The organism is Xanthomonas sp. SS, assembly GCF_014236835.1.
Lineage (GTDB): Bacteria > Pseudomonadota > Gammaproteobacteria > Xanthomonadales > Xanthomonadaceae > Xanthomonas_A.
The window spans coordinates 2420983-2434348 of the sequence record NZ_CP051190.1 but is presented as its reverse complement, the minus strand read 5'-3'; the positions used below and the strand labels follow the sequence as shown (position 1 = coordinate 2434348).

The 13366-nt window shown below is 68.2% G+C and carries 12 protein-coding genes; 3 read left to right on the top strand and 9 right to left on the bottom strand.

Annotated features, from left to right (window positions below; all coding sequences use genetic code 11):
* Positions 1-43 precede the first annotated feature (43 nt).
* From HEP74_RS10030 to ndk, 9 genes are all read right to left on the bottom strand, one after another.
* A complete protein-coding gene (locus HEP74_RS10030) occupies positions 44-1261 on the bottom strand; it encodes a molybdopterin molybdotransferase MoeA (RefSeq protein ID WP_185816308.1) in 1218 nt (405 codons plus the stop codon).
* Entirely contained in the window at positions 1258-1863 is a 606-nt protein-coding gene (gene mobA, locus HEP74_RS10025) for a molybdenum cofactor guanylyltransferase (RefSeq protein ID WP_185816307.1), read from the bottom strand. The genes HEP74_RS10030 and mobA overlap by 4 nt, the downstream gene beginning before the upstream one ends.
* 3 nt (positions 1864-1866) lie before the next feature.
* Positions 1867-3264: a ribosome biogenesis GTPase Der gene (der, locus tag HEP74_RS10020; RefSeq protein ID WP_185816306.1), complete on the bottom strand. Its 1398-nt coding sequence runs from the start codon at positions 3262-3264 to the stop codon at positions 1867-1869.
* A gap of 16 nt (positions 3265-3280) precedes the next feature.
* On the bottom strand, positions 3281-4636 hold the full coding sequence (gene bamB, locus HEP74_RS10015) for an outer membrane protein assembly factor BamB (RefSeq protein ID WP_524540780.1): 1356 nt from the start codon (positions 4634-4636) through the stop codon (positions 3281-3283).
* Complete coding sequence (locus HEP74_RS10010; protein WP_185816305.1) at positions 4636-5274, bottom strand: YfgM family protein; 639 nt, start codon at positions 5272-5274, stop codon at positions 4636-4638. The genes bamB and HEP74_RS10010 overlap by 1 nt, the downstream gene beginning before the upstream one ends.
* 64 nt (positions 5275-5338) lie before the next feature.
* Positions 5339-6202, bottom strand: coding sequence for a helix-turn-helix domain-containing protein (locus HEP74_RS10005; RefSeq protein WP_185816304.1), 864 nt, complete (start codon positions 6200-6202; stop codon positions 5339-5341).
* Positions 6199-6981, bottom strand: coding sequence for a tetratricopeptide repeat protein (locus HEP74_RS10000; protein WP_185816572.1), 783 nt, complete (start codon positions 6979-6981; stop codon positions 6199-6201). The genes HEP74_RS10005 and HEP74_RS10000 overlap by 4 nt, the downstream gene beginning before the upstream one ends.
* A gap of 22 nt (positions 6982-7003) precedes the next feature.
* Positions 7004-8209: a dual-specificity RNA methyltransferase RlmN gene (rlmN, locus tag HEP74_RS09995; protein WP_458309665.1), complete on the bottom strand. Its 1206-nt coding sequence runs from the start codon at positions 8207-8209 to the stop codon at positions 7004-7006.
* 9 nt (positions 8210-8218) lie between these two features.
* Positions 8219-8644, bottom strand: a complete 426-nt coding sequence (gene ndk / locus HEP74_RS09990; protein ID WP_002812972.1) for a nucleoside-diphosphate kinase — start codon at positions 8642-8644, stop codon at positions 8219-8221.
* Between the two features lie 222 nt (positions 8645-8866).
* Here ndk and HEP74_RS09985 point away from each other — a divergent pair, with 222 nt between their 5' ends.
* The 3 genes from HEP74_RS09985 to HEP74_RS09975 all read left to right on the top strand — a co-directional run bounded on the left by HEP74_RS09985 (position 8867) and on the right by HEP74_RS09975 (position 13306).
* Complete coding sequence (locus tag HEP74_RS09985) at positions 8867-9499, top strand: TetR/AcrR family transcriptional regulator (protein WP_185816303.1); 633 nt, start codon at positions 8867-8869, stop codon at positions 9497-9499.
* A gap of 59 nt (positions 9500-9558) precedes the next feature.
* Positions 9559-11931 carry a 3-hydroxyacyl-CoA dehydrogenase/enoyl-CoA hydratase family protein gene (locus HEP74_RS09980; protein ID WP_185816302.1) on the top strand — a complete coding sequence of 791 codons (2373 nt, stop codon included), beginning with the start codon at positions 9559-9561 and terminating at the stop codon, positions 11929-11931.
* Between the two features lie 169 nt (positions 11932-12100).
* The gene (locus tag HEP74_RS09975; RefSeq protein WP_185816301.1) at positions 12101-13306 is read left to right on the top strand and encodes an acetyl-CoA C-acyltransferase; all 1206 of its coding nucleotides are present in this window, start codon (positions 12101-12103) and stop codon (positions 13304-13306) included.
* Positions 13307-13366: the final 60 nt, after the last annotated feature.

Here is a 13366-nt window from a genome sequence, read left to right as displayed (position 1 = left end):
AAACCCGTGGTGCGTCCTTCGCCAAGAAACGCACACGCGCGGCTCAGTACGGAAACACCTCGACCACCTCGCCGGCATCGAAACGGCGCGCGCCCTCGTCCAGGCGCAGCAGCACGTCGCTGTCGGCGGCGCCGCGCAGGCGGTGCGAACCGTCGGCCGGGTTCGGCTCCACCCACAGCTGTCCGTGCGCGTCGCAGCGCATGCGCCCGCGCAGGAACTCCAGGCGGTCGTGGCGCTTGTCCCAACCCGAGGCCAGCCGCGCGCGCCATTGCGGGCGTGGCTCGGCGCGCTGCTGCAGCGCGTCCAGCAGCGGCCGTCCGATCGCCATGAACGTGGCCAGCACCGACACGGGATTGCCCGGCAGGCCCAGGAACAGGGCGCGGTCCAGCTCACCGAACAGCAGCGGCATCCCCGGACGCATGCGTACCTTCCAGAAATGGATGCGGCCGCGCTCGGCCAGCAGCCGCGGCAGGTAGTCCTTCTCGCCGGCGGAGACGCCGCCGCAGGTCAGCACCACGTCGAACGCCGAGGCCGCATCGCTCAGCATGCTGTCGATCCGCAGCGGATCGTCCGGCAGCGTCGGCCACGCGGTGGGCTCCAGGCCGAGCAGGCGCAGTTGCGCCATCAGCATGTCGCGGTTGCTGTTGTAGATCTGCCCGGGCTTGAGCGGCATGCCCGGCTCGACCAGTTCGTCGCCGGTGGCAAACACCGCCACGGTCGGTCGCGATGCCACCGCCACCTGCGCCACGCCGAGCGCAGCAGCCAGGCCGATCCGCGACGGCGTCAACGCCACGCCCGCTTCGAGCACCCGCTCGCCGGCGCGCACGTCCTCGCCGCGCGCACGCACGTGCGCACCGGCGACCGGCGCGGCCGGCACCTGTACCTGGCCGTCGCGCTCGATGACGTTTTCCTTGATCACCACCGTATCGGCACCCGCCGGCAGCGGCGCACCGGTGGTGATACGCAGGCATTCGCCGGCGCCGATCGCCTGCTGCAGGTCCTCGCCGGCGAACTGCTCGCCGGCCAGGCGCAGCTCGGTCGGCGCATCCGGATGCAGATCGGCATGGCGCAGTGCGAAGCCGTCCATCGCGCTGTTGGCGAACGGCGGCAGGTCGATCGGCGCGTCCAGCGGTTCGAGCAGGATGCGGCCGTCGGCGCGCGGCAACGCCAGGCGTTCGGCCGGCAACGGGCGCGACAGGGCGACGGCGGCGACGATGGCCAGCGCCTCGGAATAGGCAATACGGGAGGGATAGTCGTTCATGGCGCCGGCAGGATACCTGCTGCGCACAGGTCCTGCGGCGTGTTGAGGTTACCCAACGTCAGCCCTGGTAGTGACACGCGGGCCAGCGCCAACTGCTGCTGAAGGGCGCGCGGCGCGTAGTGCCCTGCATCCAGTGCGGCGGCCAGTGCAGGACGCAGGCTGGCGACGCGGTACAGCGCTACCAGCGGCTGCAGGCCATCGTCGTCCTCGGCATAGGCGCCATCGCCATCGCCACTGGCGTCGATCAACCTGTCCAGCAGCGCAGGCGGAAGCCGGCACAGGTCCACCGGCAAGGTCAGCAGCCACGGCGTGGCGCAGGCCGCGGCCAGCGCGTCCAGGCCGGCGATCGGCCCCAGCGAGCGTTCGGCGCCAGGCGGCGCGGCGATCCGGTCGGGCAGCGCGTGCAGCCCGGCGGCGGCGTAGCGCGGCAGGTCGCGGTTGGCGCTGACCAGCACTGCGGCGACCGCGGGCGCCAAGGCCTGCGCCAGGCGCTGCACCAGCGCTTGCCCGTCGCGTTGCAGCCAGGCCTTGTCGCAACCGCCCAGGCGTTGCGCGCGGCCGCCGGCGAGGATGCCAAGCGTGACCTCGCGCTGCGCATCCATTGGCTATTTGCCGCGGACGTGCTTCATCAAGCGCCGCTTCTTGGCGATCTGGCGCTCGGTCAGCACGTTCTTCTTGCCTTCGTACGGATTGGCGCCTTCGCGGAACATGAAGCGTACCGGGGTGCCGACCAGCTTGAAGCGCTTGCGGAAGAAGTTCTCCAGATAGCGCTTGTACGACTCCGGCAGCACCTTCAGGCGCGTGCCGTGGACGATGAAGGTCGGCGGATTGCTGCCGCCCGGATGCACGTAGCGCAGTTTGGAGACATGGCCGCGGATGCTCGGCGGCGGATTGGTCTCGTAGGCCACTTCCAGCGCCTGGTTGACTTCGCTGGTGCTGAATTCGCGGATCGCCGAGGCATGTGCGCTGTGGATCGAGCGGAACAGCTCGCGCAGGCCGGAGCCGTGCTTGGCCGAGATCCGCACCGCTTCGGCCCAGGGCACGAAGCCGAGCTTGCGCGACAACAACGCCTCGGCCTGTTCACGCTGGTAGTCGGTCAGCCCGTCCCACTTGTTGACCGCCACCACCAGCGCGCGGCCGGCGTCCAGGATCGCGCCAAGCACGCTGGCGTCCTGGTCGGTGACGCCTTCGGTGGCGTCGAGCAGCAGCACCGCGACCTCGCATTGCTCGATCGCCTGCAGCGTCTTGAACACGCTGAACTTCTCCACCGCCTCCTCGACCCGGCCGCGACGGCGTAGGCCGGCAGTGTCGATCAGCCGGTACAGGCGGTCTTCGCGCTGCAGATCGACCGCGATCGAATCGCGGGTGGTGCCCGGCACTTCCGAGGCGATCATCCGCTCCTCGCCGAGCAAGCGGTTGACCAGCGTCGACTTGCCGACGTTGGGCCGGCCGACGAAGGCGATGCGCATGCGCTTGGGATCGGTGTCCAGCGTCTCGCCGGCGCCCTCTTCCGGCAAGCGCGACAGCACTTCCTCGAGCAGGTCGTCGATGCCGTGGCGATGCGCCGCGGACACCGCGATGGCCTCGCCAAGGCCATAGCGCGCGAACTCGGCGCGCACCTGGTCTTCGTCGGTACCGTCGATCTTGTTGATCAGCAGCAGCGTCGGCCGCGCCAGCTTGCGCAGCCAGGCCAGGATCTCGTCGTCGAGCGACGAGGACCCCTCGCGGCCATCGACCACGAACAGCACCAGGTCGGCTTCGCCGGCAGCGGAGCGCGCCTGGTCGGCGGTCGCGCCGGCCAGGCCTTCTTCCTCGCCGGAAATGCCGCCGGTGTCGACGATCACGAACGGGGTGTCCGGCTCCAGCCGGCAGACTCCGTAGTTGCGATCGCGGGTGACGCCAGGCTGGTCATGGACCAGCGCGTCGCGGCTGCGCGTGAGCGCGTTGAATAGCGTGGACTTGCCGACATTCGGCCGTCCAACCAGGGCGACCAGCGGCAGCATCGCGAATTCCCTTCCTTTATTGACCCAACCGGAACGCGGTCAGGTCGCCTTTCGTGTTCTGGACCAGCAGGATGCCATCGGCTACCACCGGCTGCGCTACCAGCGCCTTGCGTCCCACTCGCTCGCGTGCGGCGATCTCGCCGTTGTCGAGCTTCAACCAATGCAGATAACCCTTGTAGTCGCCGACCACGGCGTAGTCGCCCTGGATCGCCACGCCGGTCAGCGAACGCCGCGCCAGCGCCGGCTGCGACCAGGTCGCCGAGCCGGAAGCCTTGTCCAGCGCCCACACCGAGCCGGCATTGTCGGCCACCACCACGCTGCTGGAGTTGACGGCAACACCGCCTGCACCGCCATGATCGCGGGTCCACAGCGGACGCCCACTCGGGCCTTCCAGCGCCACAGTCTGATTCTTGAAGCTGGTCGCGTACACGGTGGTGCCGTCGAGCACCGGTGCGCCGTCCACGTCGGACATGCGCTCCAGTTCGGTGCGGCCTTCCGGCACGCCGATGGTCTGCTCCCACAGCACGCGCCCGTCCTGCATCGCCAGCGCCGCCAGGGTGCCGTCGTCGTTGCCGATGAACAGCACGCCCGGGCCGGCCACCACCGGCGCGTTGCCGCGCACGGTCAGCGTCGGCAGTTCCTGCACATGGAACCAACGCTGCTGCCCGGTGCTCGCATCGAATGCGGTGACGTGGCCGTCGTTGCTGCGCACGAACACCATGTTCTGCGAGACCACCGGCGCGGCGATCACTTCGTTGGGCACCTTGGCACGCCACTTCTCGGTGCCGCTGACGGCATCGAGCGCGATCACTTCGCCATTCAGGCCACCGACGACGACCAAGCCTTCGCCTACGCCAGGACCACCGGCGAAGCGCGGCAACGGACGGTTCTTCTCCAGCCGCTTGCGCTCCTTCGCCTGCTGCTTCTCGTTGCGCAGGCGCTGCTTGTAGGCGGCGCGCTCGTCCTTGGACAGGCCTTTGCTGGACTCGCCCTCGACCTGGCTCTCCGGCTGCTCCTGCACCTGCGACAGGCGCTCCTTGCGCGCCTTCTTGGCGTCGTATTCCCACAGCGTCTTGCCGGTCTGCAGGTCCAGCGCATAGACCGAACCGGAGGCCGCGGCCAGGTACACCTTGCCGTCGGCCACGGCCGGATGCTGGCGCACGCCGATCCGCTTCTCGCCCTTGCCGGCATCGGTGGACCACAGCTTGACGATCTTCACCGACGGCTTGAAATCGACCAGCTCGGCCGGCTCGGCGGCCTTCTTGGCGGCCGCGTCCTTGCCCGCGAACCAGCCCTTGACCGTGCTGCAACCGGACAGCGCCAGACCCAGCAGCGCGATGGTCGCGATGCGCTTGAACATGACTACCTTCATCAGATCGGCTCCGCAGGATTCGGCACGGTGCCGCCCGCATCCATCAACTTCGTTTCCAGCAGTCGCCGTTGCGGCGCCGCCACGTCCAGGGTGGTCAACGACTTGGCATACGCTTCGCGTGCCGCATCGCGCTTGCCCTGCGCGATCAGCGCATCGCCACGGATCTCCAGGCTCTGGTTGTCGTCGGCCGAGGCCAGCAGCTTCAGCGCTTCGTCGCTCTTGCCGGTCTGGATCAGCAACCGCGCCACGCGCTGGTCGATCAGCAGTTTCAGCTCGCCCTCGGCCTTGAGGCCGCGCAGCGTCGCCAGGGCCTGGTCGTACTTGTCGTCATCGGCTTGCGCCTTGGCCAGGCGCAGCGCGGCCAGTTCGGCATAGATGTTGGCCGGACCCTGCTGCAGCGCCGCCATGTCCTTGCTGGCCTTGTCCAGTTGCTTGGCCTGGATGCTCTTGAGCACGGCGTCGTAGTGGGAATTGGCCAGCGCCAGATCGTTGGAATGCTGCTTGGTCCACCACTGCCAGCCAATGATCGCGCCGATGCCCAGGGCAATGCCGCCGATCAGGCCGGCGCCGTTTTTCCTGAGCCAAGTGCGGACGCGTTCGCTTTGTTCGTGCTCGTCGAGCAGGTCGTCGATCGCCATGCGTACTCTCGCCCCGCCGCAACGACGGGACATGGAATGTTGAGATTGAGGAACCGCGCCGCCGTCACTCGGACGCTGGCACCACGGAACCGTCAGAGGATACCGCAAAGCGGGCCACGTTCGCGCGCTTGTACGGAGTCAGATCCACGGTACTACCGGATTGCTGAACCTGGACCGCCGACGCATTGCCAAGCACGATGCGGCCCACTTGACCCGGCGCGTAGTCGCGCTTTTCGCCGGCTTTCAGCAGCGCCTTTTCCAGCGGCGTGCCGTCCGGGGCGATGATCTGCACCCAGCTGTCGCCCTGGAACGACAGGCTCAGGCCAGGCTTTTCCGCCTCGCTGGAGGCGCGCGGCAGCGGCGTCAGCGAGGCGATGTACGGCGCCGCAGGCGGCGCGGGGCGATTGCCCGACGCGGCGGCCGGGGCCGGGTTGCCGCCGGCGCCGGCCGTCGCGGGCTGCGCGGCGTCGCCCGGAGTCGCCGGCACCACGTCCAGCGACGCGGTGCTCGGGCCGTCGTCGGCGAAATGGGTGCGGGTCGCGTACCAGACCGGCACTGCCAGTCCGGCAGTGATCACCACGTACACCATGCGCCGGGTCGCGCTCTCGAGCATGCGCCGCAGCGGCGGGGTATGCGTATGGCTGATCAGCTCCACCGGCTGCACCGGCGCGATCTGCGCGCTCTCCAGCAGCGGCCCCAGGTCCACCCCGAGCAGGCGCGCGTAGCTGCGCAGCTGGCCGCGCACGAACACCGGCGCGCCGAGGCTATGCCACTGTTCCGCTTCCAGCGCGCTGATCACGCGCACCGGCATGCGCAAGCGGCCACCGACCTCGTCGATGCTCAGGCCCGCCGCTTCGCGCGCTTCGCGGAGCTGTTGCCCGCAACCTTTGGCGCCGTCGAAAGCGTTCGGATTGGAATCACTGATCACAATGCACTAGCCCCGGGAGTCGTGGTCGCGGCATCGGGAAACTCCTTGCGCAACCGCTGTTGGTAACGGCCGGCAGCAGCCATGTCGCCCAGCCCTTGTTCAATCTGAATAGCAAGTTGTAACACGGATACAGTGGCCGGCGCAGCCGCCAGACGCCGTTCCGAGAAGGCCCGCGCCTCGAAAAAGCGCGCCTGCGCCGCTTCGTCGCGCGCCATCGCTTCCAGCGCGTAGGCATTGCCCGGCTCCAGCGCCAGCGCCTTACGCAGGTCGCGTACGCCGCGCTCGCGCTGGCCGATCTGCAACGCGCAACCGCCGGCATTGGCCAGGGCCGACGCCGGCGTGGCGTAGCCGGGCGCTTGCAGCGCGCGATCGAACCACTGCAGCGCGTCGGCAGCGGCACCGTTCGCGCACAGCCAGGCGCCGTAGTTGTTCAAGGACTCGCCGCGGTTCGGCGCCAGTTCGGCGGCCTTGCGGTAATGCTCGCCGGCCGTGGCCGTATCGCCACGGCGGCCAGCGGCCACCGCCAGCAGCGTGTGCGCCTGCACCGAATCCGGAGCAAGCGCCAGCGCCTTGCGCGCATGTTCCTCGGCGCCGGCCAGATCGCCGCCGCTGAGCCGGTTGCCGGCCAGGCCGAGTTGTTCCTGCAGCGCGTAGCGCGCCTTGACCTCGCCGCTGTCGCGAAAGTCGTATTCCGGTGCCACCTGCTCGACATTGCGCAGCTTGCCCGGCGTGGTGCCGTGCCCGGCGCACGCCGACAACGCCAGCAGCGCCGCGGCCAACGCAACGATGGCCAGAAAATGCTTAGGCCGCGGCATCCCGGTCCGCCTGGGTCTGCAACTGGCGCTGGAAGTCGGCCTGGCGCCGGGTGCGATCCAGCACCTGCCCCTTGAGCTGGCCGCAGGCCGCGTCGATGTCGTCGCCGCGCGTGCGCCGCACCATGGTCAGCACTTGCGCATCGAGCAGGATCTTCTGGAACGCTCGGATCTCCGTCTCGCCGGAACGCTCGTAACGCGTGCCCGGGAACGGATTGAACGGAATCAGGTTGACCTTGCCCGCGTTCGAGGCCTGCACCGCGTTGTCGAACTGGCGCATCAGCCGCGCCAACTGCCGCGCATGCTCGGGCTGGTCGTTGATGCCCTTCATCAGCGTGTATTCAAAGGTCACCGATTCGCGGCGCTTGTTGGCGCGCAGGTAGCGCGCGCACGCGGCCATCAGCTCGGCGACCGGGTATTTCTTGTTCAGCGGCACCAGCGTCTCGCGCAGCGCGTCGTCGGCCGCATGCAGCGAGACCGCCAGCGACACGTCGCTCTCGGTGGACAGGCGATCGATCATCGGCACCAGGCCGGAGGTCGACAGCGTGACCCGCTTGTTGGCCAGGCCGTAGCCCAGATCGTCGCGCATCACGCTCATCGCGCGCACGACGTTGTCGAAATTCATCAGCGGCTCGCCCATGCCCATCATCACCACGTTGGTGAGACGGCGCTGCTGGTGCGGCACGTTGCCCAGGTGCCGCGCCGCCACCCACACCTGGCCGATGATCTCGGCGGTGGACAGGTTGCGGTTGAAGCCCTGGGTGGCAGTGGAACAGAACGTGCAATTGAGCGCGCAGCCGACCTGCGAGGACACGCACAGCGTGCCGCGGCCCTTGTCGGGGATGTACACGGTCTCGATCGCGTTCTTGCCGTCGCTGCCCATGGCCAGCAGCCACTTGTGGGTGCCGTCGGTGGAAGGCTTGTCGAACACGATGTTGGGGACGACGACCTCGGCATGCTGCTGCAGCTTGGCGCGCAGCGCCTTGCCGAGGTCGGTCATCAGGTCGAAGTCGGTGACGTAGCGATGGTGAATCCACTTCATCACCTGGTGGGCGCGGTAGCGCGCTTCGCCGAGCGTGTCGGCGAAGAAACGCTCCAGGCCCTCGCGATCGAGGTCGAGCAGATTCTGCTTGGTCGCGCCGCCGGTCCGGATCGGATCGGCGAGCGCCAACGGAGTGTGGACGACCTCGTTCACGATGACCTCTTAGCGCGAAACCACTTCGGTGGCGGCGAAGAAATACGCCACTTCGTTGGCGGCGTTCTCGACCGAGTCGGAACCGTGCGCGGCGTTGGCGTCGATCGAGTCGGCGAAATCGGCGCGGATGGTGCCCGGCGCGGCGTCCTTCGGGTTGGTGGCGCCGAGCAGGTCGCGGTGCGCGGCCACGGCGTTCTCGCCTTCCAGCGCCTGGATCATCACCGGGCCGGAGATCATGAACTCGACCAGAGCGTTGAAGAACGGACGCTCGCGGTGCACGGCGTAGAAGCCCTCGGCCTCGCGGCGCGACAGCTGCTTGTACTTGGCGGCCACGACCTTCAGGCCGGCCTTCTCGAAACGCGAATAGATCTCGCCGATGACGTTCTTGGCGACGGCATCGGGCTTGATGATGGACAGGGTGCGCTCCAGCGCCATGGGAATTTCTCCGTTGGGCGGGCCACTAGACTAGATGGCCCGAGGTTAGCATGAAAAAAACCCGCGTCAAAACGCGGGCTTAGCCAGAATTGCGATGGACAATTCTATCCAATCGCAGCGGGCTTTGCACGGCCGCCGGCTGAATCATGCTGCATCGCAACATGACGCGGCCGGGCGCCAGGCCTAGACTCAAACAATCGTTTGATTGATTCTGGCGGCCGCATGGCAAAGCAAGCGCACTTCTCGACCAAGGACCGCATCCTCAGTGCGGCCGAGGAACTGTTCGCCCAGCACGGCTTTTCCGGCACGTCGCTGCGCCAGGTCACCAGCCAGGCCGACGTCAACATCGCCGCGGTGAACTACCACTTCGGCTCCAAGGAAAACCTGGTCAACGAGGTGTTCCGGCGGCGCATGGACGAGATGACCGCCGCGCGCCTGTCGCAACTGGAAGCCGCCCAACGCCAGCATCCCGGCCAGCTCGGCCCGGTGCTGGCGGCGTTCGTGGAGCCGGCGCTGGCGATGGCCCAGGACCGTCAGAGCGGCGGCGCCTTCGTGCGCGTGATCGCCCGCGCCTACGCCGAGAAGAACGACAGCCTGCGCCAGTTCCTGTCCGACCACTACGGCCATGTGCTGCGCGAGTTCGGCAAGGCCATTGCCGTTTGCGTGCCCGAACTGAGCAAGGAAGAACTGTATTGGCGCCTGGACTTCCTGGCCGGCGCCCTGACCTATGCCATGGCCGACTTCGGCCTGATCAAGCGCCCCGCCGGCGTCAGCGAAGGCGCGCATCGCGCCCACGCCGCGCGCGAGCTCATCCGTTTCGCCGAGGCCGGCTTCCTGGCCCGCTCCGCGCCGTAATTGCGCAAGAACCGTTCTATCCATATCCCGCAATCGTTGACCCACAGAGGCTGATCGCTATGTCCAACCCCCTGCTAGTCCGCCGTGCCGCCGTCCTGGGCGCGGGCGTGATGGGCGCGCAGATCGCTGCGCACCTGACCAACGCCGGCGTCGACACCGTCCTGTTCGACCTTCCCGCCAAGGACGGCCATCCCGACGGCATCGTGCTCAAGGCCATCGCCAACCTGACCAAGCTGAGCCCCGCCCCGCTCGCCAGCGCCACGCTGGCCGAGGCGATCACCCCGGCCAACTACGAATCGGGCCTGGAGCAGCTGCGCGGCTGCGACCTGATCATCGAAGCCATCGCCGAGCGCATGGACTGGAAACAGGACCTGTACAAGAAGATCGCCCCGTTCGTGGCCGATCACGCGGTGCTGGCATCCAACACCTCCGGCCTGGGCATCAATGCGCTGTCCGACGTGCTGCCCGAGCAGCTGCGCCACCGCTTCTGCGGCGTGCATTTCTTCAACCCGCCGCGCTACATGCATCTGGCCGAGCTGATCCCGGCCAAGGGCACCGATGCGGCGGTGCTGGAAGGCCTGGAAGCGTTCCTGGTCACCACCCTGGGCAAGGGCGTGGTCTACGCCAAGGACACCCCGAACTTCATCGGCAACCGCATCGGCGTGTTCTCGATCCTGTCCACCATCCACCACACCGCGCAGTCTGGCCTGGGCTTCGACGAAGTGGACGCGCTGACCGGCCCGCTGGTCGGGCGGCCGAAGTCGGCGACCTACCGCACCTCCGACGTGGTCGGCCTGGACACCATGGCCCACGTCATCAAGACCATGGCCGACACCCTGCCCGACGATCCGTGGCACCAGTACTTCGCCTCGCCGAAGTGGCTGGACGCGCTGATCGCCAAGGGCGCGCTCGGCCAGAAGGTCGGCGCCGGCATCTTCCGCAAGGTCGGCAAGGACATCGTGGTGCTGGACCTGCAGAAGCAGGATTACCGCCCGGCCGACCGCAGCGCGGCGCCGGAAGTGGTGGAGATCCTGAAGATCAAGAACCCGGCGGAGAAGTTCGCCAAGCTGCGCGAGAGCCAGCACCCGCAGGCGCAGTTCCTGTGGGCCACGTTCCGCGACCTGTTCCACTACAGCGCCTATCACCTGGCCGATATCGCCGAGACCGCGCGCGACGTGGACCTGGCGATCCGCTGGGGCTACGGCTGGTCGCTGGGCCCGTTCGAGACCTGGCAGGCCGCCGGCTGGAAGCAGGTGGCGCAGTGGATCGCCGACGACATCGTGGCCGGCAAGGCCATGTCCAGCGCGCCGCTGCCGGACTGGGTGTTCGACGGCCGCGACGGCGTGCATGCCGCCGAAGGCAGCTACAGCCCGGCGCGCAACGCCAAGCTGCCGCGCTCGGCGCTGCCGGTGTACCAGCGCCAGCGCTTCCCCGATCCGCTGTTGGGCGAGAAGTTCGCACCGGGCGAGACCGTGTTCGAGAACGACGGCCTGCGCCTGTGGCACGACGGCGACGACATCGCCGTGGTCAGCTTCAAGACCAAGATGAACACCGTGTCCGACCAGGTGCTGGACGGCCTGCAGGAAGCGGTCGGCCGCGCCGAGAAGGACTTCAAGGGCCTGGTGCTCTGGCAGCACAAGGAACCCTTCTCCGCCGGTGCCGACCTGGCCGGCGCGCTGGGCCTGCTGCAGGCCGGCAAGGTCGATGCGTTCGAAGCGATGGTCGCCAACTTCCAGGCCACCAGCCAGCGCATCAAGTACTCGCTGGTGCCGGTGGTCGCGGCAGTGCGCGGCCTGGCCCTGGGCGGCGGCTGCGAATTCCAGATGCACAGCGCCAAGACCGTGGCGGCGCTGGAGAGCTACATCGGCCTGGTCGAGGCCGGCGTCGGCCTGCTGCCGGCCGGCGGCGGCCTGAAGGAGATCGCGGTACGCGCCTCGCAGGCGGCCGGCCCCGGCGGCGACGTGTTCGCCGAACTGAAGAAGACCTTCGAGACCGTGGCGATGGCCAAGGTCTCCACCTCGGCGGTCAACGCCAAGGAACTGGGCCTGCTGCGCGGCACCGACAAGGTCGTGTTCAACAGCTACGAGGCGCTGTACATCGCCAAGGCCGAAGCGCGCGCGCTGGCCGACAGCGGCTACCGCCCGCCGCTGCCGGCACGCCGCATCCAGGTCGCCGGCGACGTCGGCATCGCCACCTTCAAGATGCTGCTGGTCAACATGCTGGAAGGCCGCTTCATCAGCGAGTACGACTACGAGATCGCCACCCGCATCGCCACCGTGCTGTGCGGCGGCGAAGTCGACCGCGGCGCGCTGGTGGACGAGGAATGGCTGCTCAAGCTCGAGCGCAAGCACTTCGTCGAACTGGCCCAGCAGGAAAAGACCCAGGCGCGGATTGGGCACATGCTCAAGACGGGTAAGCCGTTGAGGAACTGAGATTCGGGATTGGGGATTGGGGATTGGGGATTCGCAACCGCGGCTCTCCATCCTGCAACGATTCCCTCCAACAATTCATCCGCCGGGCACAAGACATTCGGGCACCACCGAGATTCGCTTTGACGAATCCCCAATCCCGAATCCCCAATCCCGGCTTTCGGAGAAAGCCATGAGCAAACAGATCCAGGAAGCCTACATCGTCGCCGCCACCCGTACCCCGGTCGGCAAGGCGCCCAAGGGCGTGTTCCGCAATACCCGTCCGGACGACATGCTGGCGCACGTGCTGCGTGCGGTGGTCGCGCAGGCGCCGGGCATCGATCTCTCGCGTATCGACGACGCGATCATCGGCTGCGCGATGCCCGAGGGCGAGCAAGGCATGAACGTGGCGCGCATCGGCGTGCTGCTGGCCGGGCTGCCGAATTCGGTCGCCGGGCAGACCATCAACCGCTTCTGCTCCTCCGGCATCCAGGCGGTGGCGCTGGCCGCGGACCAGATCCGCCTGGGCAACGCCGACCTGATGCTGGCCGGCGGCACCGAGTCGATGTCGATGGTGCCGATGATGGGCAACAAGGTCGCGCTGTCGCCGAGCGTGTTCGCCGACGACCACGTCGCCATCGCCTACGGCATGGGCATCACCGCCGAGAAAGTGGCCGAAGAGTGGAAGGTGTCGCGCGAGGACCAGGACGCGTTCGCGCTCGCCTCGCACCAGAAGGCCATCGCCGCGATCGCCGCCGGCGAATTCCGCGACGAGATCACCCCGTACGAGATCCTGTCGCACCAGCCCGACCTGGCCGGCAACGTCATCGCGCTGCGCAAGCGCCTGGTCGACACCGACGAAGGCCCGCGCCCGGACAGCTCGATCGAAGGCCTGGCCAAGCTGCGCCCGGTGTTCCGCAACGGCCAGTTCGGCGGCAGTGTCACCGCCGGCAACTCCTCGCAGATGAGCGACGGCGCCGGCGCGGTGCTGCTGGCCTCCGAGCAGGCGATCAAGGACTACGGGTTGACTCCCCTCGCCCGCTTCGTCAGCTTCTCGGTCGCCGGCGTGCGCCCGGAAGTGATGGGCATCGGCCCGATCGCGGCGATCCCCAAGGCACTCAAGCAGGCCGGGCTGAGCAAGGACCAGATCGACTGGATCGAACTCAACGAAGCCTTCGCCGCGCAGTCGCTGGCGGTGATCCGCGACAGCGGCCTGGATCCGTCCAAGGTCAATCCGCTCGGCGGCGCGATCGCGCTCGGCCATCCGCTCGGCGCCACCGGCGCGATCCGCACCGCCACGCTGGTGCACGGCCTGCGCCGCCGCCAGCAGAAGTACGGCATGGTCACCATGTGCATCGGCACCGGCATGGGTGCGGCGGGCATCATCGAAGCGCTCTGAACGCCTCGCCTCGACCACGAAAAAGGGCAGCCTAGGCTGCCCTTTTTCGTGCGCGGCGGT

Bases quoted from the DNA above. Each gene is read 5' to 3' on its own strand.
- HEP74_RS10030 (WP_185816308.1), bottom strand. From the start codon at position 1,261: ATGAACGACTATCCCTCCCGTATTGCCTATTCCGAGGCGCTGGCCATC.
- mobA (WP_185816307.1), bottom strand. From the start codon at position 1,863: ATGGATGCGCAGCGCGAGGTCACGCTTGGCATCCTCGCCGGCGGCCGC.
- der (WP_185816306.1), bottom strand. From the start codon at position 3,264: ATGCTGCCGCTGGTCGCCCTGGTTGGACGGCCGAATGTCGGCAAGTCC.
- bamB (WP_524540780.1), bottom strand. From the start codon at position 4,636: ATGAAGGTAGTCATGTTCAAGCGCATCGCGACCATCGCGCTGCTGGGT.
- HEP74_RS10010 (WP_185816305.1), bottom strand. From the start codon at position 5,274: ATGGCGATCGACGACCTGCTCGACGAGCACGAACAAAGCGAACGCGTC.
- ndk (WP_002812972.1), bottom strand. From the start codon at position 8,644: ATGGCGCTGGAGCGCACCCTGTCCATCATCAAGCCCGATGCCGTCGCC.
- HEP74_RS09985 (WP_185816303.1), top strand. From the start codon at position 8,867: ATGGCAAAGCAAGCGCACTTCTCGACCAAGGACCGCATCCTCAGTGCG.
- HEP74_RS09980 (WP_185816302.1), top strand. From the start codon at position 9,559: ATGTCCAACCCCCTGCTAGTCCGCCGTGCCGCCGTCCTGGGCGCGGGC.
- HEP74_RS09975 (WP_185816301.1), top strand. From the start codon at position 12,101: ATGAGCAAACAGATCCAGGAAGCCTACATCGTCGCCGCCACCCGTACC.